The organism is Marinobacter flavimaris (assembly GCF_045057155.1).
Lineage (GTDB): Bacteria > Pseudomonadota > Gammaproteobacteria > Pseudomonadales > Oleiphilaceae > Marinobacter > Marinobacter manganoxydans.
In genome coordinates this window covers 4,260,614-4,281,464 of the sequence record NZ_CP171359.1, presented here as the reverse complement: position 1 = coordinate 4,281,464, position 20,851 = coordinate 4,260,614, and the positions used below count along the sequence as shown (strand labels likewise).

At 55.7% G+C, this 20,851-nt stretch carries 19 protein-coding genes and 1 pseudogene; 9 read left to right on the top strand and 11 right to left on the bottom strand.

The window, feature by feature from the left end; all coding sequences use genetic code 11:
* Position 1: 1 nt before the first annotated feature.
* The 3 genes and pseudogenes from ACGK9W_RS19955 to ACGK9W_RS19945 all read right to left on the bottom strand — a co-directional run bounded on the left by ACGK9W_RS19955 (position 2) and on the right by ACGK9W_RS19945 (position 3,772).
* Positions 2 to 793, bottom strand: a complete 792-nt coding sequence (locus ACGK9W_RS19955) for a transporter substrate-binding domain-containing protein (RefSeq protein ID WP_405418362.1) — start codon at positions 791 to 793, stop codon at positions 2 to 4.
* Between the two features lie 272 nt (positions 794 to 1,065).
* On the bottom strand, positions 1,066 to 1,896 hold the full coding sequence (locus tag ACGK9W_RS19950; RefSeq protein ID WP_405418360.1) for a MurR/RpiR family transcriptional regulator: 831 nt from the start codon (positions 1,894 to 1,896) through the stop codon (positions 1,066 to 1,068).
* A 723-nt stretch (positions 1,897 to 2,619) separates the two neighbouring features.
* Positions 2,620 to 3,772 (bottom strand): annotated as a pseudogene (locus ACGK9W_RS19945) (IS3 family transposase).
* 239 nt (positions 3,773 to 4,011) lie between these two features.
* Between ACGK9W_RS19945 and ACGK9W_RS19940 the strand changes: the two are divergent.
* A complete protein-coding gene (locus tag ACGK9W_RS19940) occupies positions 4,012 to 4,473 on the top strand; it encodes a hypothetical protein (RefSeq protein ID WP_405418359.1) in 462 nt (153 codons plus the stop codon).
* Between the two features lie 91 nt (positions 4,474 to 4,564).
* On the opposite strand, the gene ACGK9W_RS19935 is transcribed toward ACGK9W_RS19940, so the two are convergent.
* Entirely contained in the window at positions 4,565 to 5,785 is a 1,221-nt protein-coding gene (locus tag ACGK9W_RS19935; protein ID WP_405418357.1) for a tyrosine-type recombinase/integrase, read from the bottom strand.
* A 249-nt stretch (positions 5,786 to 6,034) separates the two neighbouring features.
* Complete coding sequence (locus tag ACGK9W_RS19930; protein WP_008174213.1) at positions 6,035 to 6,901, bottom strand: YicC/YloC family endoribonuclease; 867 nt, start codon at positions 6,899 to 6,901, stop codon at positions 6,035 to 6,037.
* A gap of 168 nt (positions 6,902 to 7,069) precedes the next feature.
* On the opposite strand from ACGK9W_RS19930, the gene rph reads away from it, so the two are divergent.
* Positions 7,070 to 7,786: a ribonuclease PH gene (rph, locus tag ACGK9W_RS19925; protein WP_092033172.1), complete on the top strand. Its 717-nt coding sequence runs from the start codon at positions 7,070 to 7,072 to the stop codon at positions 7,784 to 7,786.
* Between the two features lie 197 nt (positions 7,787 to 7,983).
* Here rph and ACGK9W_RS19920 read toward each other — a convergent pair whose 3' ends face one another.
* Positions 7,984 to 8,790: an exodeoxyribonuclease III gene (locus ACGK9W_RS19920; RefSeq protein ID WP_064228397.1), complete on the bottom strand. Its 807-nt coding sequence runs from the start codon at positions 8,788 to 8,790 to the stop codon at positions 7,984 to 7,986.
* Positions 8,791 to 8,871: 81 nt separating this feature from the next.
* Between ACGK9W_RS19920 and pyrE the strand changes: the two genes are divergently transcribed.
* Positions 8,872 to 9,510 (top strand): orotate phosphoribosyltransferase, encoded by a 639-nt coding sequence (pyrE, locus tag ACGK9W_RS19915; protein WP_008174208.1) that lies wholly within the window; start codon positions 8,872 to 8,874, stop codon positions 9,508 to 9,510.
* 3 nt (positions 9,511 to 9,513) lie between these two features.
* The gene (locus ACGK9W_RS19910; RefSeq protein ID WP_405418354.1) at positions 9,514 to 10,167 is read left to right on the top strand and encodes a DUF4124 domain-containing protein; all 654 of its coding nucleotides are present in this window, start codon (positions 9,514 to 9,516) and stop codon (positions 10,165 to 10,167) included.
* Between the two features lie 97 nt (positions 10,168 to 10,264).
* On the opposite strand, the gene ACGK9W_RS19905 is transcribed toward ACGK9W_RS19910, so the two are convergent.
* Positions 10,265 to 10,687: a hypothetical protein gene (locus ACGK9W_RS19905; protein WP_405418352.1), complete on the bottom strand. Its 423-nt coding sequence runs from the start codon at positions 10,685 to 10,687 to the stop codon at positions 10,265 to 10,267.
* 141 nt (positions 10,688 to 10,828) lie between these two features.
* Positions 10,829 to 11,167, bottom strand: coding sequence for a DUF2782 domain-containing protein (locus tag ACGK9W_RS19900; protein WP_008174197.1), 339 nt, complete (start codon positions 11,165 to 11,167; stop codon positions 10,829 to 10,831).
* An 87-nt stretch (positions 11,168 to 11,254) separates the two neighbouring features.
* Between ACGK9W_RS19900 and polA the strand changes: the two genes are divergently transcribed.
* Both polA and ACGK9W_RS19890 read left to right on the top strand, forming a co-directional pair.
* A complete protein-coding gene (gene polA / locus ACGK9W_RS19895) occupies positions 11,255 to 13,987 on the top strand; it encodes a DNA polymerase I (RefSeq protein ID WP_405418350.1) in 2,733 nt (910 codons plus the stop codon).
* Between the two features lie 232 nt (positions 13,988 to 14,219).
* Positions 14,220 to 14,594, top strand: a complete 375-nt coding sequence (locus tag ACGK9W_RS19890; RefSeq protein ID WP_273046231.1) for a hypothetical protein — start codon at positions 14,220 to 14,222, stop codon at positions 14,592 to 14,594.
* Between the two features lie 20 nt (positions 14,595 to 14,614).
* Here ACGK9W_RS19890 and ACGK9W_RS19885 read toward each other — a convergent pair whose 3' ends face one another.
* The 3 genes from ACGK9W_RS19885 to ACGK9W_RS19875 all read right to left on the bottom strand — a co-directional run bounded on the left by ACGK9W_RS19885 (position 14,615) and on the right by ACGK9W_RS19875 (position 18,415).
* Positions 14,615 to 15,961, bottom strand: a complete 1,347-nt coding sequence (locus tag ACGK9W_RS19885; RefSeq protein ID WP_405418346.1) for an OmpP1/FadL family transporter — start codon at positions 15,959 to 15,961, stop codon at positions 14,615 to 14,617.
* 239 nt (positions 15,962 to 16,200) lie between these two features.
* Entirely contained in the window at positions 16,201 to 17,322 is a 1,122-nt protein-coding gene (locus ACGK9W_RS19880) for a PilT/PilU family type 4a pilus ATPase (RefSeq protein ID WP_405418343.1), read from the bottom strand.
* Positions 17,323 to 17,380: 58 nt separating this feature from the next.
* Positions 17,381 to 18,415, bottom strand: a complete 1,035-nt coding sequence (locus ACGK9W_RS19875) for a type IV pilus twitching motility protein PilT (protein ID WP_008174189.1) — start codon at positions 18,413 to 18,415, stop codon at positions 17,381 to 17,383.
* 140 nt (positions 18,416 to 18,555) lie between these two features.
* On the opposite strand from ACGK9W_RS19875, the gene ACGK9W_RS19870 reads away from it, so the two are divergent.
* The 3 genes from ACGK9W_RS19870 (at position 18,556) to ACGK9W_RS19860 (ending at position 20,762) form a co-directional block, all read left to right on the top strand.
* Positions 18,556 to 19,260, top strand: a complete 705-nt coding sequence (locus tag ACGK9W_RS19870; RefSeq protein ID WP_405418340.1) for a YggS family pyridoxal phosphate-dependent enzyme — start codon at positions 18,556 to 18,558, stop codon at positions 19,258 to 19,260.
* Between the two features lie 61 nt (positions 19,261 to 19,321).
* On the top strand, positions 19,322 to 20,155 hold the full coding sequence (gene proC, locus ACGK9W_RS19865; protein WP_014575886.1) for a pyrroline-5-carboxylate reductase: 834 nt from the start codon (positions 19,322 to 19,324) through the stop codon (positions 20,153 to 20,155).
* Between the two features lie 22 nt (positions 20,156 to 20,177).
* A complete protein-coding gene (locus tag ACGK9W_RS19860; RefSeq protein WP_008174183.1) occupies positions 20,178 to 20,762 on the top strand; it encodes a YggT family protein in 585 nt (194 codons plus the stop codon).
* Positions 20,763 to 20,851 lie beyond the last annotated feature (89 nt).

Here is a 20,851-nt window from a genome sequence, read left to right as displayed (position 1 = left end):
GCTACTTGAGGTCAGCCGGAAGCTTGGCCTTGAACCACTTCAGCGATAGGCCATCGAGCTTGCCAGAGGCTAATCCGGCAGTGATCAGCTCGTTCACTTTATCCAGCAGTTGTGCTTCCCCCTTACGCACGCCGACAAAGCACGGGGAGTTCTTGATCACAAACTTCGAGGTCAAGTCTCGACGGCTGCTTCTCTCGGCGATCTTGGCGGCGACCAGGTTACCCGTGGCGATCAAATCAACCTGCCCCGAGAGATACGCAGAGATGGTGGTGTTGTTATCTTCAAAGCGACGAATAACGGCGCTTCCAGGCGCCAGCTTGGACAGTTCAAGATCTTCGACCGACCCCCGAGTCACCCCGACTGTTTTATCTGCCAAATCAGCAGAGGAATCCACTTTAGCAGCGGCTTCACCGAATACGCCTAGAAAGAAGGGCGCGTAGGCCCGGGAAAAATCGACCACCTTTTCCCGCTCTGGGTTCTTGCCCATGCTGGAGATCACCAAATCAACCTTGCGGGTTTGCAGGTAGGGAATCCGGTTTGCACTGGTGACCGGTACCAGCTCCAGCTTCAGCTTCAGACTGTCAGCCAGATAGCGAGCGACATCGATGTCGTACCCCATCGGCTGCAGATCAGGTCCGACAGATCCGAAGGGAGGAAAATCCTGCGGGACAGCGACGACCAACACACCCCGCTGGGTAATGTCATCGAGCTGATTTGCACTTACATGCAATGCTGAAAAACACAGGCACAACAGGCCGAGCCAACGGGCGGTTGTCTTAAATAGATGGGTCATTATTGAGGTCCTCTAAGTTTCATCGAAGTTCATTTCTGTATCTTTTGTTTCATAGGATCTACCTTTTGCAACATAAGTGCCAACCAGTCCTAATCGATCGGTATCAGATAGTTAGTTGGATTTTGGGGAGGGGAGGTGCAGAGAAAACCGCAGCGGAATGCACTGGATTAGTGCTTCGAGATGGGGGAGCGGTCTGAAACAGGGCGGGTTTGCACCTTTGTTGCGATTCCAGATGAACGCCTGAAGTCCGCAAGGCTTCGTGCGCAGGTTTGTTAGATGAAATCCAGCTCGTTCATTTCTCGATAGGCATCGCTGATCGAGAGGATTCGCGACTGCCCGGAGTCCGCCATGCGATGCAAGAGGGTATTGCAGATCAAGGTAGAGAAGCTCATGGCCGCACTGTAGTCATCGAAGCCGGAAATACTATCCAGCGGGCATTCGACCCACCATTGCACCTGGCTGGCTGTTTTTCTGAGGGACGCATCGCTGATTAGCAATACCGGCAGGTTACGTTGAAGCATATGCTTCAACGCCTTATCAAACACTTTCGGACGGCGCCGAAAAGCGACAAAAATTACCATGTCGCCAGGCCCCAATCCTTCCAGTTCTTCTGCAAGGGTCTGCCCCGGCTGGGGGGCTAGGTCAACGCCGGTTCTTACCTGTATCAACTGCTGCCTGATATGCAGCGCTATCGGATAGCTGTTACGAAAGCCAACGACTTTAATCAAGCGTGCCTCCGCCAACTCCTCGGCTATTGCGCTCATTTTATCTTCGGACAGGGACGCCTGGAGTATCTTGAGATTGTTTATTTCGCGTTCAAAGTGAGGGGCGAAGCTACGTTTTGAGGGGAGGCCCTCTACCACCGGAACGCCTTGCTGCCGCTGGCGCCGCGATTCCAGTCGCCCTTCACGAAAAGAAGAAAAGCCAAGGCGCTTAAACATCCGACTTACGGTGGCCTTGGAGACGCCGCAGTGGTGCGCCAATTCGGCACTGTTGAAAGTGGCCAAGTCATTAGGACGGTCCAGAATAAACTCCGCCAGTTTCCGCTCCTGCGGAGTAAGCTGCGAATACTTATCCCTGATGATGTCCTCTATGGCTGTCATAAAAATCCTCATACCGGAGGGGCTGGCATAATACGAGCAGGTTAATTCAAAAGAGCATTCCTTCAGCCATCCTGAACCATACTTGGCTGCGATAGGTGTTTCAATCAGTCCGCGAGTGAAGTTCAGGCTTATTAGTCCTCATGGGAGTTGGGATGCTGGCTGCCCGTAGAGATTGGGATCCTAAAATCCAAATCCTTTAGTGGCGGCTAAGTCGCAGCTTTTGCCGTAACCAGGCGCTCAGAGCAGCAAAAGCAGTGTCCGCTTTCGTCATTCTGGAGAGCGTCTCGGATTGAAATCCGTTGCAGGGTCTCAACGGCTCCTATGGGGCGGAAGCTGTCTCTCACCAAAGTTACATCAGGAACTACTAACAGGCTGCTTTGGGGCCACGAGCAGACATTGCTGGGTCGTGACCAGCAATACATCACAAAACCTGAGTACCGGTGTCCAGCTTCGTGACGGTCACCAGTAAGCAGACATTGGCCTGGTTGAGGCCGCTGGACTGGAGCATGGCCGTACCTGTGTATGTGTCCAAAAAGTTTATCTCCCTCTTGGCATATCGACACACACTCTAAAGAAAAACCTGCCCGGCTATTCGGTCAAACCGCGTAGGGTATCGTTTTGCTCTTCTCGGCACTTTTGGTCAATTTGAGCACATCGAGTAGGTGACAAACTTTCAACTCGGCTGGATAGCCGTCTTGGGGGCACGAACGGAAAAACCGGGTTCTACCCCGTTTCCACGGACGTTTTTAAAACGGCGAACAGCTTCCTGTCCTGAGCAGCAACTCTACGACGCATCCTCGGATTATGGAACCGCTCAATATAATCGAAGACATCAGCTCGTGCTTCATTCTGAGTTCGGTAGCGCCGGTGGTGAATGCGCTCCCGCTTGAGCATCCCGAAGAATCCCTCGCAGGCAGCGTTATCGCCACAGTGACCGACTGCACTCATGCTGCTCACCAGGCGGTTGCTACCGAGATATCTTTGATAGTCTCCGCTGGTGAATTGACTGCCTCGATCAGAGTGCAATATTACCGGAACTTCCCCCTGGCGCTGCCAGACAGCCATCTCAACCGCTCTGATCACCATATGTCGATCCTGCCGGGATGCATGGACCAACCAACGATCAGCTTGCTGAACAGGTCGAGAACCACGCAAAGAAAGAGCTTTCCTTCCTGCGTGGGTATTTCGGTGATATCCGTCACCCACTTGGTGTCCGGCTCCAGAGCGGAGAAATCCCGTTCCAGATGATTCCGGATACCCGGTGGCCGATGAGATCGACGTCCAAAGCGTCCGCGCTTCTTCCGTGGCCAGCCCTGGATACCGTGTTTGGCCATCAACCGCGCAACACGGTTCAGACTGGTTGAAGCACCTTCGGCAACCTGGTCCTCGTGCACTCGGGGTGAGCCAATCATGCCACCGCTATCGTCATGAATCTCTCTGATGCGTGTCAGCAAGCGCTGATTTGCCTTGGCCCTGGCAGACTCAGGGCGAGATACCCAAGCGTAATAACCGCTGGCCGATACGTTCAGGCATCGGCACATAAGACGTATGGGGAAATGATTGCGACAACGTTGAATCGCCTGATACCTCAGGACGACTCCTTTGCGAAGAACACTGCCGCTTCTCGCAAAAAATCACGTTCCTTCTTCACACGGGCCAGTTCTCGCTTGAGACGGGCAACCTCCTCGTCTCTGGGAGAGCCTGAGCCCTTGAAGGCCTTGTCCGTCTCCTCGTCCGCTTCTCTGCGCCAACGTGACAGCAGATTGGGATTGATGCCGACCTCCAAGGCTATCTGCCGACAACTCACACCGGGTTGACGGGTTAAAGCGATGGCTTCGCGTTTGAACTCTGGGCTATATTTTCTGCGTCTGGACATGAACACTCCTTTTGCTCAGTGTGCCTCTTTTTAGGAATGTCCGCAGTAACGGGGTAGCCCCCCCCGCCAGGGTGACCTATAATGCCAGTTAAACTCAGCGCATCTCTCTTGATCGTCGCTGCAACCTTGACGATCTGCAGCCACGCTTATTCAAAGCAAACAACCCGGGTTGTTAGTGATGGCAATACGGCTATTTTTCCCCGATACTAGCCAAAAACCATGACAACAACAGCGAAAACATGACCGTTGAGGATCATTCCAGCCGGAGCCCCAGCCAGGCCCAGTTTTCCGCTAGCTCCTCAGGAGGCCCAATCAATGAAATGGAAGAGGCCATAAACAGCTACAGTGAACACCTGGCCTCGAAATATAGTGGTTCCGAGTATCTGCAAGGTCGCAAGACAGTAGAAATTAGTTCCGCCGAGCAAGGAGCTACCGGTGTGTTTGCCCTCATTATTATTGAAGGCTTTTATGGAGGAAACTCAGCTATTCCTCACCTTGTTTTCTTCCGCTACCAGCATGGCAGCTATATCCCGGTGGATACCTTTGTCATAGAGGGCGCTCACGACATAACTGTAACCGATAGCAATGTGCTCACCGTAGAGTCTTTAACCCATGCTATTGATGACTCACGTTGCTGCCCCTCGATAGAGGTAAAACACCGATATTCGGTAAAAAACGACCGATTAATAAGGTTGGATTAACCTCTTCCAGAAGAGTTGGCTTAAAGACCTCGCGCGAAAACGCCCCCCCACAAAGCCTTACCAAGAACTCACACAGACTGCCATCAAGCTGCTATTTATCCTCCACCGATGAGATAACCAGCCCCTCCACTTTAATCAGAGCATCGCGACGTTCGTCAAAATAGTCATAGCGGTCGTAAATGCCCTCAACTCCCTTTAGCTTGTGGTTCAAACATCGCTCAGCCACATGTCCAGGTACTCCTGCAGATGCCATCAGACTGCGGCAGGTGCGCCGTAGATCATGAACAGTAAACTCGGCGATATCACCCATCTTGTTTTCCGGTTGCTGTTTCCTGCCCGGTTCCTTCCCGAACAACTTGGAAATGGCGCGGTTTAGCGTGTCCTTCCCCATGTGGGGGCGTTTGCTGCTGCGCCGGTTAGGAAAGACGTAATCTGAGCCGCAGGCACGAGTTTTCAACTCGTCGAGCCACTGAACGACACTTGGGGGAAGAGGGATAACAATTTCCACACCAGACTTACTGCGCTCGCCGGGCAAAGCCCAACACCCTTTTTTTAAATCGAACTCAGACCACTTCGCTTCTGTCAGCTCAGTCTTTCGCACTCCCAGAATAAGCAGCATCGCACAAGCCAAGTAATTTTCCCGGGTGAAGCTGTCACGGTTTTCCCGGAAAACCTTAAAGACATGCTGAATTTCCTCAAGGGTCAAAGCCCTATCCCGGCTTTTCTCGACGCCACCGGCATCGGTAACAGTAAAAGCCGACGCCGGATTGTACGTAATCAGGCCTAGCTTGATGGCATGATTAAACAGCTGCTTCAGGTACATCAGCGTATCGTTTGCGATAGTCGGACGGTCACTGGCCGCAACTTTATTAATAATGGCTCGAACGTCCATGGGGGTAACGTCGCCGATAGGTATCCCCCCAATTGAAGGTGACACTTCTCTCAGGAAGATTCTTTTTGGAATTCTTGGGTGCTTGAGGCGCTTTTCCAGATCTAGGTACCAGTCTTCGAAAAGATCACTGACGGTTCTGAGCGTAATCCGACCCTCCCGCTTGCGTTCTTCGATCGGATCGATACCACTTCGGATCTCTTTTTGGGCCTCAACAGCACGCTCTCGAGCCTCAGCAAGTGAAAGCTCAACAGACTTTGCCAAGGTCAATTCACGTCGCTTACCCGCCAACGTATACCGCAGCATCCAATAGGGCTCACCACGCTTTGGCAGCATTAGGTACAAGCCGTTTCCATCACTGTGGCGACCTGGCAAACCATTTTTAACCAGCGCCCGGACTTTGGTCGCAGTCAACTTCGCCATTACTCACCCCCTGCAGATTCGAAACAGAGGGTTTCCTGCTGAGCAGGCAAATTCGGGCAACGCGGGGCCATGCGGGGAGTAGGCACGTCTATTTCTCACTTTTTCATGGGTAGTAGACCAGATTACTACCCATTATACCCCCCAAATGTCGCTGGATTAAACTAGATTTTCTTAGACCCCAATAGACGACAATCTATTTTTATCTTTTTATTACAGCACCTTAAAGACAAACTGAAACAAGAGTAGACGCTACTCAATATTCTGCACCTGCTCTCGCATCTGTTCGATCAGAACCTTGAGATCCACTGCAGTACGGGTAACGCCGGCATCAATGCTCTTGCTGCTCAGGGTGTTGGCCTCTCGATTGAGCTCCTGCATGAGAAAATCCAGCCGCCGGCCAATGGCATCTTCGCTTTTCAGAGTATCGGACACCTCACCGATATGGGCATCCAGCCGGTCCAGCTCCTCGGCCACATCGCTTTTCTGAGCCAGCATCACCATCTCCTGGGCAACCCGCTCGGCATCCAGTTCCACTTTGGCTTTTTCGAACCGATCTCGCAGCGCTTTCTCCTGCGCCTCGAGCAATTCCGGCATACGCCTACGGACGTCGGCAACGAGATCACCCATGGTTTTCAGGCGATCTTCGAACAGTGGCCGCAGGCGCTCCCCCTCCCGCTCGCGCACCGATGCAAGTTCGGCCACGGTTTGCTCGAACAGTCCGACGGCAGCCTCTTTTGCAGGGCTATAATCCTGTTCCGGCACTGACAGCACGCCCGGCCACCTGAGTATGTCCAGGGCATTGATGTGGGCCGGATTATCCAGAATCCGGTTGATGTGGTTGGCCGCCTCATTCACCGCCTGGGCCATGTCTTCGCTGATCTCGAAACTTTGCGAGCCTTTCTCTGCCGACTGCAAGCGCATGGAGACATCCACCTTGCCCCGCTTCAACTGCTTTCTCAGTTCCTCCCGGAACCGGTTCTCCAGCTCACGGAACGCTTCCGGCAGGCGGAAGGAGGGTTCGAGATACCGGTGATTCACGGTCCGGATTTCACAGGTCAACGTTCCCCAGTCTCCCTGGACGTCCTTGCGGGCAAATGCAGTCATACTTCGGATCATGTCAGCTCCGCTTCGATAGTGTTGTATTGATGAAGTTTAACAGGCTCTTAACAGCAACGGCGAACCGGACAAAAGGCCAACCCCAACGTGATATACTGACCGGCCTTTTCGACAAACGTTCGCCCGGGACTCGCTCCCGGACATTCAAAACTGACTTCAGGAAAAACTATGCGTCCAAGCGGCAGAACGCCCGAACAACCCAGAGATGTTCGAATCACCCGCAACTACACCCGTCACGCCGAAGGCTCTGTGCTGGTGGAATTCGGGGACACAAAAGTCATCTGCACTGCCTCCGTCGAAAACAAGGTCCCTCCGTTTCTGAGGGGTGAAGGCAAGGGCTGGATCACCGCCGAATACGGCATGCTGCCCCGCTCTACCGGCAGCCGAATGGGCCGTGAAGCTGCCCGCGGCAAGCAGGGTGGCCGGACCGTCGAAATCCAGCGCCTGATTGGCCGCTCCCTGCGTGCAGCGGTGGATCTGACCGCTCTCGGTGAACACTCCATCACCATTGACTGCGATGTCATCCAGGCCGATGGCGGCACCCGCACCGCAGCCATCACCGGCGGCTGCGTGGCACTGGTTGATGCCCTGAACCACCTGGTTGCTGACAAGCGCCTCAAGAAATCTCCGCTCAAGCAGATGGTCGCCGCGCTTTCAGTCGGTGTTTACAAAGGCACCCCGGTGGTGGATCTGGACTACCCGGAAGACTCCGAGGCCGAAACCGACATGAACGTCATCATGACGGACCGGGGCGGTTTCATTGAGATTCAGGGGACTGCGGAAGGTGCACCGTTCGACCAGTCAGAACTGGACAGCATGCTGACTCTGGCCAAACAGGGTATTGAGCAGTTGTTTGAGATTCAGAAGGCGGCGCTGGCAGATTAAGTTTGTTGCCCGCGTGTCCGGAGGGGGAAACCTTTCCGGGACACGCTACTGTTCGAAAAACCTCACAAGCCTGGGGTGCCTGCGTGGCAACGCTTTCCCAGACTGTTGAGGGCCATGGATGGCCCGATTCAAGCGCACAGGGAAGTGCTTGTAGCGTGTCTGGGGAAGCGTTGCCGCGCAGGCGCCTTCCTCAGAGCTTAGAAGCCGATTTCGATGTCGTAATCCATGATCACCGGGGCGTGATCAGAGAAGCGGGTTGAGTCGTCAATCCAGCCATCTTCGATGGTCTTGCGGATTCCTGGTGTCAGCAGCTGGTAATCCACCCGGATGCCGGCGTTCTTACGGGAGCCTTCCGCTTGCTCAGGCCACCAGGTGAACTGGTTGCTCTGCTTGTTAATTTCGCGGAAACCGTCGATACAGCCCATTTCATCAAACAGGCGATCCAGCCAGGCACGCTCGTGAGGCAGGAAACCTGAGAAATCCAGCTTGTGGTAAAGAGGGCTGGCGTCGGTTACGTGGTGTGCGGTCTGGAGGTTGGCGCAGAAGATGAACTGACGGCGTTTGCGCAGTGTCTTCTGCATATGCAGGCCGAAGGACTCCATGAACTCGTCCTTGTGGTCCAGCACGGTCAGATCGTCGTCGCCAACCAGCTCTTCTTCGCGACCGAGGGCGCAAGGGGCAAGCACACAGGCCACGGAAACCTTGTCAAAATCGGCCTGGATGAAACGGCCTTCGCGATCCGCCTGCTCATTGGCAAATCCGTACATGATGGCCTTGGGAAAATGGCGGGTGTATATGCCAACACCGCCATCCTCGTTTTTCTCGCCATCAATGAAATAGGCTTCGTAGCCTTCCGGAATCAGGTTGTAGTCCTCAATCTCGTAGGCCCGCATGCGATGATCCTGGACACAGACCACGTCAGCATCCTGCTCCGCCAGCCAGTCGAAAAAGCCTTTTTCAACGGCCTGGGCGAGGCCATTGACGCTGATTGATACTACCCGCATACGTGTTCCCTGATTCGGTTTGTGTGTATGATACCGGTTTTACGCGCTAATTAAAGATCAACACCCGCCAGAAGCCTTGTCATGCACGACTATCAGCAGAAATTTATCGAATTTGCCATCCGCCGAAATGTACTACGCTTTGGTGAGTTCACGCTCAAGTCGGGCCGAACCAGCCCCTACTTCTTTAACGCTGGCCTGTTCAATACCGGGGACGACCTGCTTCAATTAAGCAAGGCCTATGCCGCCGCGATCGCACGCAGCGGGCTGGATTATGACATTATTTTCGGCCCTGCCTATAAGGGCATTCCGTTGGCCACTGTCACAGCAATGGCACTGGCTACAGACGGTAACAGCAAACCCTTTGCGTTTAACCGCAAGGAAAAGAAAGATCATGGTGAGGGCGGCAATATTGTTGGCGCACCGTTACAGGGCAAAGTGCTGATTGTCGATGATGTGATTACCGCCGGTACCGCGATCCGGGAATCCATCGATATCATCCGTGCCGCCGGGGCCGAACCGGCAGGCGTGCTTATTGCGCTGGATCGTCAGGAAAAAGGCAATGGCGAGCTATCCGCCATCCAGGAAGTGGAGAAGGAATTCGGCATCCCTGTGGTGAGCATCATTCGTCTTGAGCAGGTGCTGGACTACCTTAAAGCCAACCCGGAATTTGCCGGGCATGCTGAAAAGGTAGCCAGTTATCGGGATCGCTACGGAGTCTGATTGATGACCAATCGTCTGACCGCACTCTCTGTCAAAGCAACGGCATTGGCGCTGGCTCTGGGTTTTTCTGCCCAAGCAGCAGCCAATATGTACCGTTACACGGATGAAAACGGCCAGATCGTGATCAGCAGCACCATTCCCCAGGAGGCCACCAAACGTGGCTACGACATCCTGAACGACAACGGCCGCGTAATTGACACCATTCCGCCAGCACCAACCGACGAAGAGATTGCTGCCCGGGAAGCGGAAAAACAGCGCCAGAAGGAACTCGCTGAACAGCGCGAGCAAGATCGGGCGCTGCTGAAGCGCTTCAGCCACCCGGATCAGGCTGTGAAAGCCATGCACCGGAAAATCCGCGAGCTTGAGGGTCTTATTCAGCTCAAGCGGGGCAACATATCGGTTATATCCAGCCAACTGGATAACGAACAGAGCCGTGCCGCCAACATGGAGCGGGCCGGTCGCGAGATTCCCGAGGCCACGCTGGAAAAAATTCGGCGACTGGAAGCCCAGATACGCGACATTGAACGCGAAATCACCTCACAAACCCAGGAAATCGAAGAATTGCGCCGGGCCTTCGAGGCCGACATTGAGCGCCTGGAAGAAGTCACGGGCGAGGTGCGGACCCTGCCGCTGGATCATACCAAGACCGAAAACTGATTCTTCACTGACATTCCCGGGCCCAGCAAAAAGGCCGCCGGTTTTACCCGGCGGCCTTTTCGTTTCACTCACCTGTCGGTGAGACGCTATCCGCGATTCAGGCGGAAGCAGTGCTCTTCTTGGCAGTAGAAGTGGTCTTGCGCGCGGTGGTCTTGCGCGCAGCCGGCTTCTTCGGCTCAACAGACTTCTTGGCATCCTCAGCTGCGTCAGACACGTCTTCCGCAGCTTCGGCTACCGCATCAGCGCCTTCTGCCGCTTCTTTTTCCAGCTTGGCTACCAGATCGCCAGCAAAGCTGCCGAAACGGGTATTCAGGCTGCGCAGCTGCTCGAACAGGCTGTCACTGTAACCGTTGTAGCGCTTGCGAAGGGTCTTGACGCTGTATTCGCGCGCTTCAGACTCCAGCTTCTCAGCGTAGTCGAACGGCTTGGAAGCCAGCTTCTTCTGCTGCTCTTCAGCGGCGTTGATGCCCTTGTCTACGATTTCCTGAAGCTGTTCCTGATAGGACTTGAGTTTACCCATGTTGAATCTCCTTGGTTTCCTGAAAGTTCCAAGACCCTGTCGAAACCAGTGCAACGAGGGCCTTTCTTCGATCTCAGGATTCAAGTTACGCCTTAAAATTAGAATGTTCATACTAAAAGCAGGCGTTAAAACACATGGGCGTTACCAGCGGAAAATCACCCAGCTAGGCACCAACATGTCGGACTCGGTTTCCCGGATCCAACCGCCGCCATCCGCCGGCACCAGGTAATACTCCGGTCCGACTTCCGGTACAACCTTGATTTCCATCAGCTGTCCGTTGACCCGGTATTCATAGAACACTTCCTGCTCACCCGGGCGAATAACAATCTCGGGGCCCTGGCTTGCAGGCTGGTAATCCGAGATCACCACTGGCTCGTCGGGAGTTGTCACCGGCGTCTCATCCAGAGCGCCTTCTTCCTGGGCCAGAGCAGCCAAAGGCAGACAGGCGAGCAACAAAGCCGGGCAGGCGATTCGTTTCATTTTCGTGATACCCTTTCGTCCATCGATTTCAGTACAGAGTTGCATAAGCCAACCCACGCTTCAATCAGATTCCGGACCTGTTTTGACATGACCAGCAAAAACACACCACCTGTGGTTCTTGTGGACGGATCGTCCTATCTTTTCCGTGCTTATCATGCACTTCCACCGCTCACCACAAGCAAGGATCATCCGACAGGAGCCATTAAAGGCGTGATCAGCATGCTCCGCCGCCTGGAGCAGGATTTTCCCGGGTCCAAGATGGTGGTGGTGTTCGACGCCAAGGGCAAAACCTTCCGGCACGATCTCTATGAAGAGTACAAGGCCAACCGACCTCCCATGCCGGAGGATCTCGCCTGCCAGATCGAGCCCATTCATGAGATCGTCAAGGCCATGGGCCTGCCGCTGCTAACGGTGACAGGCGTCGAAGCCGACGATGTGATTGGTACCCTGGCCAACGAAGCCACCAGCAAGGGCATCGATGTGGTGGTTTCCACCGGGGACAAGGACATGGCGCAGCTGGTCAGCGATCACGTTACGCTGATCAACACCATGACCGAGACCCGGATGGATCGGGACGGCGTGGTGGAAAAGTTCGGCGTTACCCCGGAGCAGATCGTGGATTATCTGGCGCTGGTGGGCGACAAGGTCGACAACATCCCCGGCGTGAACAAGTGCGGCCCGAAAACCGCGGTAAAGTGGCTGCAGAGCTACGAAAACCTGGACAATGTCATTGAGCATGCCGATGAAATCAAAGGCAAGATCGGTGAATACCTGCGCGAGGCCACCGAAACCCTGCCCCTGAGTCGCGAACTGGCCACCATCCGCACCGACGTCGAACTGGATTTTGGCCTGGAAGACCTGAAGCTTCGGGAACAGGACGACGGGCAGCTGCTTGAGCTGTTCAGGGAATACGAGTTCCGCACCTGGATTGCCGAACTGGAAGAGGGCGAAACCCCACCCTCCAGCACCGCCCGGTCCAGCGATGAAAAACCCGGCCCGGAGACCGGCAGGAAAAACTACAGCGTCATCACCGACCAGCAAGAACTGGATCAATGGCTGGAACGCCTGAAATCGGCCGAGCTGTTTGCCTTCGATACTGAAACCACCAGCCTCCGGTACATGAATGCCGAGATCGTCGGTGTGTCTTTCGCCATCGAACCCGGCGAGGCCGCCTATGTCCCCCTGGGGCACGACTATATGGGCGCGCCCGAGCAGCTGGACCGTGATCAGGTGCTGGACCAGCTTAAACCACTGCTGGAGAACCCCGACGTGGCCAAGGTCGGCCAGAACCTGAAGTACGACAAGAACGTACTGGCCAACCACGGCATTACCCTGGAGGGCATTGCCGAAGACACCATGCTGGAATCCTACGTGCTGAATTCTGTCGCTACCCGGCACGACATGGACAGCCTTGCCATGTATTACCTGGGCGAGAAGACCATCAGCTTCGAATCCATTGCCGGCAAAGGCGCGAAACAGCTCACCTTCAACCAGATCGAACTGGAAAAGGCCGCACCCTATGCCGCCGAGGATGCGGACATTACCCTGCGCCTACACCAGACCTTGAGACCAAAACTGAAGGAAACCGGGAAGCTGGCCTCTGTCTACGAAGACATCGATTTGCCTCTGGTGCCGGTACTGTCGCGCATGGAGCAGCGCGGCACCCTGATCAGCGCCAGCACCCTGCGACAGCACAGCCAGGAACTGGCAGAGCGCATGGCGGAGCTGGAAAAAGAGGCCCATGAAGTGGCCGGGGAAACCTTCAACCTGGGCTCTACCAAGCAGCTGCAGGCGATCTTCTACGACAAGATGGGGCTGCCGGTCATCAAGAAAACCCCAAAGGGCGCGCCGTCAACAGCGGAGCCGGTGCTTCAGGAACTCGCCCACGAACACGAACTGCCGCGTCTGATTCTTGAGCACCGAAGCCTGAGCAAGCTGAAGTCGACCTACACCGACACGCTGCCGGAGCTGATTCACCATCGTACCGGCCGGGTACACACGTCCTACCATCAGGCTGTCACTGCTACCGGTCGACTGTCCTCGTCGGAACCCAACCTGCAGAATATCCCCATCAGGAGCGAACAGGGACGCCGTATACGGCAGGCCTTTATTGCGCCCGAGGGATACAAGCTCGTCGCTGCCGACTACTCTCAGATCGAGCTTCGGATCATGGCCCATCTCTCGGGAGACAAAGGACTGCTCAAAGCGTTTGAGAAGGGCGAAGACATTCACAAGGCAACGGCATCGGAAGTATTCGGGGTCAGCCTTGACGATGTGTCCTCAGACCAGCGTCGGAGCGCCAAGGCCATCAACTTCGGCCTGATCTACGGCATGTCCGCCTTTGGCCTTTCCCGGCAACTGGACGTTGAGCGCAAACTCGCCCAGGAATACATCGATCGTTATTTCGAACGCTATCCCGGCGTTCTGAAGTACATGGACAACATCCGCAAACAGGCCCACGACGATGGTTTCGTTGAAACCCTGTTCGGCCGTCGGCTGTATCTGCCGGAAATCAACGCCCGCAACAAACAGCTGCAGCAGGCGGCCGAGCGCACCGCGATCAATGCTCCCATGCAGGGCACAGCCGCCGACATCATCAAACGAGCGATGGTGGATGTGGAGAATTGGCTGCTCAAGGAGCACGCCAATGAAGCCCGCATGACCATGCAGGTTCACGATGAACTGATCCTGGAAGTGAAGGAATCGGCCCTCGACAAGATCCGGTCAGGCCTGGAGCAGCGCATGTCCGCAGCAGCTGAACTGGATGTTCCACTGCTGGTGGAAGCCGGTGCTGGTGACAACTGGGACGAGGCGCACTGATTCGACCCAGAAAAGGGCATGGATGCCCGAAAATGCACCGAAATTGACCGCAATATCCACCGCCCGGTCTGCTCTCAAGTCCCGCGGCTCCAAGGCAGGCCGCGGGCACTACCTCCCGGCGAAATACCACCGTCACGGCACGATATTCGCTACATAATCAGAGTCGGCGCCCTGCCCCAACACGCACTTCGGGCAGCGCCATGCTGTGACATCCATCTCCGAGGCTCATACCATGACTTCTCTGGCATCTGAACGTAGCTGGCTGCTGGATCCCAGCGTGCTGAAACTGGTTCACCAGTGCCGCCGCCTGATTCACACGGAATTCGGCGTCAAACTGCACCTCACGGAAGAGCATCTGGACCAACAACTGGCCGAATACGCCCGAAAAACCCGCTCCACCCAACTGATCCGCACCTGGGAAACGCTGAAAGAACAGGTTCCACAGCTGAATATCGAACCGGAGGAAGAAGACGACGGTTTGAAGCGCAACTATCGGGGACAGGTGATTGCGGATGCCCCGACGGCATCAGTGCAGGACCACGAGGAGGGAGAAATCGACCAGCCACGGAAGAAAAAGGTCATCTACCGTGGCCAGGTGGTTGGCTGACCAGCCAGGTTTGCAGGGGCTTAGAAGGACTTGCTTACCTCGATTGCAGCACTCCAGGCGCTTAGGTCATATTCTGCGCTGTAGTAACTCGGGTCTTCCGCACCATTTGATAAACGTGCGACCTGATCCGGGTTCTCGTGCTGGTAATTGCGTTCGATGAAACTCGGATCGTCAGTGAACAAGAGAGTACCTACTGCGGCATCGACTGCCCAGCCACTCTGTGCGTCTTTCCACTGCGCACCTAAAGTCAGCCAATGGCGATCACTGGAAGGAATCCGAGCAGTAAGATATTGATCTACAGGCGATTCATCCCACGCATAGCCGGCTTTCAGAGCCCACTGAGGGGTTGCTTGCCAAACGCTGCCCAAATTGAACTGCCAAGTGTTCTTCCACTTTTCTGTAACGTGCGTTATAGGATCTCCCGAAATTGAAGAAATCTGGCCGTTACCACCTTCACGACTGTAGATATCCAGCTCCTCAAAACGACTCCAACGAGCATAAGTCGCGCCTGCCAATATCGTGACATCGTCCAATAACTGATGACGTATGCCAAAAGTCGCACTTTCGGGAATTGCCAGAGGCACCTCTACCTTCTCACTTAACGTGGTGCTCATACCTGGCTGACCGGGCACAGGAAAGTTGCGGATCTCCGCATCACCCTTCAAATTTAACTCCGTGCCAGTCTGCGCCGTGAGGCCCAACTGGGTTCGATCCGTGAGTTCATAAAGAAACCCAACACGGAAAGTCACAGCGATATCGTCGCCTTCTATGTCGGCATATGGATCCTGAGCAGCGCTGACCGCCTGGCGAGCAATCTGGTCTGCCTGCTGCGGTGAAGCGCCGCCTAGTTGAGCCTGCTCTGATGCAGTCTGGTATATCCGGCCAGCCAGGTCCTGATAGCGGGTCAGACGGCCCTCCGCATAGATCACATTCAGACCGACACCCATGGACAATCCCTGACCATTGCTGACCGATACTGAGGGCGTAAAGGCGATGGCAGTGAGTTCAGTTTCGTCAGCGAAATAACGACCAACAAAATCATCTTCGTAGTCTGCTGCCAGACCATAAGGCGCGTGCACACCAAAACCGACGTCGATGGACTCACTTACCTCATGCGTCAGATAAAGATTGGGTAGGATTGCTGGATCTGCGATATCGCCGCCCCGGGTACCGTCGGCCATAATAGGTGCAGGTCCAGGGAGGTTTCTCCGGGCTTCAGCACCCTCTTTTGCCTCAGCATCAATATCCAGAACCGCCGCACCAAAGGAAATATTGGTGCCAGACAGCTGGCTCATACCGGCGGGGTTAAAAAGAACGGTGGTCGCATTTTCGGGGTTGGCGGCGGCACCGGCGTTAGCGGTGCCCATCGCACTGGCGCTCTGCTCATTGAGGGAGAAGCCGCCTGCCAGGGTAGAGGCAGGTGCGGCGAGCGCCGCGAGGGTGGTAAGACGTACAGCTCGTGCAAGCGTTGAGGAACGGTGGTGGATGGTATCTCCTTATTGAATCGCGCGGAGTATACGCACCACCCCTTACTGGCCTCAAATGCCATCCCTAACGGTTCGGGGCCCTAACTTTCTACGACCAACGTCTTATGCTCAGCCGGTATTCAGTCATCCTGAATGGAAAGCTTGTCGACGGAAGACGAGAGCTTGTCGGCTCCCTGGGCGTCGGCACCCAGTTTGATCATCAGGCGCAGGTCGTTAGCAGAATCAGCATGAGCCAGGGCGTCCTCATAAGTAATCGACCCTTCTGCATAGAGCTGATAAAGCGCCTGGTCAAAGGTCTGCATGCCGGATTCGTTGGATTTGGACATCAGCTCTTTCAGCCGATGCACCTCGCCCTTCCGGATGAGGTCCGATACCAGCGGGGTATTGATCAGCACCTCGATAACCGCCTTCCGGCCCTTGCCGTCCGGCGTTGGCACCAGCTGCTGGGCCACGATGGCCTTGAGGTTCAGGGAGAGGTCCATCCAGATCTGGTTATGCTGTTCCGGAGGGAAGAACTGGATAATCCGGTCCAGCGCCTGGTTCGCGTTGTTGGCGTGCAGGGTGGCCAGACACAGGTGACCGGTCTCGGCGAATTGCACGGAGTATTCCATGGTCTGCCGGGTACGCACCTCACCGATCAGGATCACGTCGGGCGCCTGACGCAGCGTGTTCTTCAGCGCTACTTCGAAGCTGTCGGTGTCGATACCCACTTCACGCTGGGTAACGATACAGCCCTGGTGCTGGTGTACGAATTCGATCGGGTCTTCAATGGAAATGATGTGGCCACGGCTGTTGCGGTTCCGGTGCCCCAGCATCGCCGCCAGCGACGTAGACTTACCGGTGCCGGTGGCGCCCACGAACATGATCAGGCCACGCTTGGTCATGGCCAGTTCCTTGATCACTTCCGGCAGCGACAGATCGTCGATTTGCGGGATCTTTACCTCGATCCGGCGCAGCACCATCCCGCACAGGTTGCGCTGGAAAAAGGCAGAAACACGGAAACGGCCAATGCCACGGGCACTGATAGCGAAGTTACACTCATGGGTTTCCTCGAATTCGGCGCGCTGCTTGTCGTTCATGGCGCCGTAAACGAACTCCCTGGTCTGCTCCGGCGTCAACGCGTTCTTGGTGACCGGTAGAACCTTCCCGTTCACCTTCATACTCGGCGGCACACCCGCTGTAATAAACAGGTCCGAACCGCCCTTCTCCACCATCAGCCGTAACAGTTTTTCGAATTCCATTTTTGTACCCAGTCTTCTTTGTTTGGTGCCTGACTTCCAGGCACCAGGAACCTACCAGTTAAAAATTATCGGGCATCTTGGCCTTGGCCCGCGCCGCTTCACGGGAAATAAGCCCTTTCTGCAGCAGCCGCTCCAGGCACTGGTCCAACGTCTGCATGCCCAGTGAACCGCCGGTCTGGATCGACGAATACATCTGCGCGATCTTGTCTTCCCGGATCAGGTTCCGGATCGCAGACGTACCGATCATGATCTCGTGCGCCGCAATCCGGCCGCCGCCCATTTTCTTCATCAGGGTCTGGGATATAACTGCCTGCAGGGATTCTGACAGCATCGACCGCACCATGGACTTTTCCTCCGCCGGGAACACGTCGACCACACGGTCAATGGTCTTGGCGGCAGAGGTGGTGTGCAGGGTGCCGAATACAAGGTGGCCGGTCTCAGCCGCTGTCAGCGCCAGGCGGATGGTTTCCAGATCCCGGAGCTCACCAACCAGGATGATGTCGGGGTCTTCCCGCAGGGCCGAGCGCAGTGCTTCGTTGAAGCCCAGAGTATCCCGGTGCACTTCCCGCTGGTTCACCAGGCATTTCTTTGAGTCGTGTACGAATTCGATGGGGTCTTCAATGGTAAGAACGTGTTCGTAGCGGGTGTCGTTGATGTAATCGATCATCGCCGCCAGCGTGGTGGACTTACCCGAGCCCGTCGGGCCGGTCACCAGTACCAGACCACGAGGCACTGAAGACACGTCCTTGAACACCTGCCCCATACCCAGATCTTCCATGGTCAGTACTTTGGAAGGGATGGTCCGGAACACGGCGCCTGCGCCACGGTTCTGGTTAAAAGCGTTAACACGGAAACGGGCGACGCCCGGAACTTCGAAGGAGAAGTCGGTTTCCAGGAATTCCTCGTAGTCCTTACGCTGCTTGTCATTCATGATGTCGTAGATGAGCCCGTGGACTTCTTTGTGCTCCATGGGCGGCAGGTTGATGCGGCGTACATCACCATCAACACGAATCATCGGGGGCAAACCGGCAGAGAGGTGCAAGTCAGACGCACCCTGTTTCGCCGAAAAGGCAAGCAGTTCAGTAATATCCATAGGAATCCTCGGAAGGCTTTTTCTTTTATCCCGGTAGCTTCCGCCCGGCGGGGCCCCGGCGCGGTTCACTTGGCATTTCAGTGACCTGCGGGTAACGTGTCACCGTACAAGTGACAGACCGAGCGTGGCATTCTCACACTATGAGCAGCATAGCAGACAACATCGGGAGCGTAACCCGACGCATACAAAAAGCAACATTGCAGGCAGGCCGTGCGCCCGGGTCTGTGCATTTGCTCGCCGTCAGCAAAACCCGACCACCGGAAGACCTGCGGGAAGCCTTCGCTGCCGGGCAGCGGGCCTTTGGTGAGAACTACCTCCAGGAGGCCCTCGAGAAGATCGAGGCGCTTTCAGATCTCGAGGGCGTCGACTGGCATTTCATCGGGCCGATCCAGTCCAACAAGACGCGACAGATGGCCTCCGCCTTTGCCTGGGTGCACAGCGTCGACCGACTCAAGATTGCCCGTCGCCTGAGCGAACAGCGCGATCCTGCGCTGCCGCCATTGAATATCTGTCTTCAGGTCAATATTAATGAGGAAGAGAGCAAATCCGGCTGCACTCTGGATGAACTGCCGGATCTGGTGGCCGAAATCGGCGATTTGCCGAGCCTCAGCTTGCGTGGCCTGATGGCCATTCCGGACCCGGATCAGCCCGAAGCAGGATTGAGAGCAAGTTTCCGGAAACTTGCCAATACCCTGAAACAGCTGCGGTCAGACCATCCCGACGCCGGCCCACTCGACACACTGTCGATAGGCATGTCCCGCGACCTGGAAGTCGCGATTGCGGAAGGCGCCACCTGGGTACGGGTCGGCACCGCCCTATTCGGCAAACGCCCAGTAAAGAGCTGAGCCGGCCGGTTCCTGCTATGATCAGGGCCGGACGTTTAACCGATCAACCGGGGAGTTAACCTTGAGCACATCACCAACCATTTCTTTTATTGGCGCCGGCAACATGGCCAGCGCCATCATTGGCGGTATGCTGGATAACGGCTATAAGGCCGGCAATATCTGGGTCAGCGCGCCGGATGACGCGCACCTGCAGACAATCCGCAAGCGCTTCGGCGTTAGCGTCACCACAGACAACCGGTACTGCGCCCAGCAGGCTGACATGGTAGTTCTGGCGGTGAAACCCCAGGTCATGGCCGATGTCTGTCGCGACATTGCACCAGTGGTCCAGAACACTCGCCCACTGATGGTATCCATCGCCGCCGGCCTGACAGCGGATACCCTCGACGGTTGGCTTGGTGGCGGCCTGCCGATGGTCCGGGTAATGCCCAATACACCGTCCCTGGTCGGCAAAGGGGCTGCAGGCCTGTTTGCCAACAAAGAAGTGAAAGACAAGCAGAAGAAGATGGTGGAATCGGTGTTCGAAAGCATCGGGTCAGCGCTCTGGGTTGAGGACGAAAACCTGCTGCACGCGGTTACCGCTCTCTCCGGCAGCGGCCCCGCCTATTTCTTCCTGATGCTTGAGGCGCTTGAGGAAGCGGCCACCGAGGCTGGCATTGCCGCCGGAACCGCGAGGGAACTGGCTATCCAGACCATGGCGGGAGCCGCGGAAATGGCCGGTCGAAGCGAGCACGATCCCGGCCAGCTCAAGCGTAATGTGATGTCTCCTGGCGGAACTACCGAACAGGCCATCAACACGTTCGAGGAAGGTGGTATGCGCGATCTGGTAGCCAAAGCGTACAAGGCCGCCTTCAAGCGTTCGGAAGAAATGGCCAAAGAACTGGCAGGCAAACAGTAACCGATAACGGAGACACGGCTTCATGCTGGCAGATATTCTGATTACCATCCTGCTCATCGCATCCACCTTTTACCTGACCATTGTGCTGCTTCGGTTCCTGCTTCAACTGGCCAGGGCCGACTTCTACAATCCCATCACTCAATTCGTGGTCAAGGCCACCAATCCACCGCTACGCCCGCTACAGCGGGTTATTCCTGGCCTGGGCGGTTTCGATGGAGCTTCGCTGGTTCTTGCAGTCATCATTCAGGGCATCACCTTCTTCCTGATCCTGGTGGCGCTGAACGGCGGCATTCCGGCCATAAATCCGATTACGCTGCTGGTGTGGGCGGTACTGAACGTACTGGACCTGATCGTGAAGATCTATTTCTGGTCGGTAATTGCAGTGGTCGTCGTCAGTTGGATCGCGCCGGGCAGCGGCCATCCGGCCATCCAGCTGGTCGCCCAGATCACCGAGCCGGTCATGCGCCCGGTGCGCAATATCATGCCCTCCATGGGCGGCCTGGACCTGTCACCCATCATCGTTTTCCTGATTCTGAACGTGATCTCAGTGGTGATTGAACACATGAAAATGGCCGCAGGCCTCGGCTCCATCGGGCTCGGTATGTAAACGCCGTCTCAAATATACATTTTGTAACACTTAGCCACGAAATCCATCATTCCCGAGCTGCAAAGTCATGTAACTGATTTTGCAGCTTT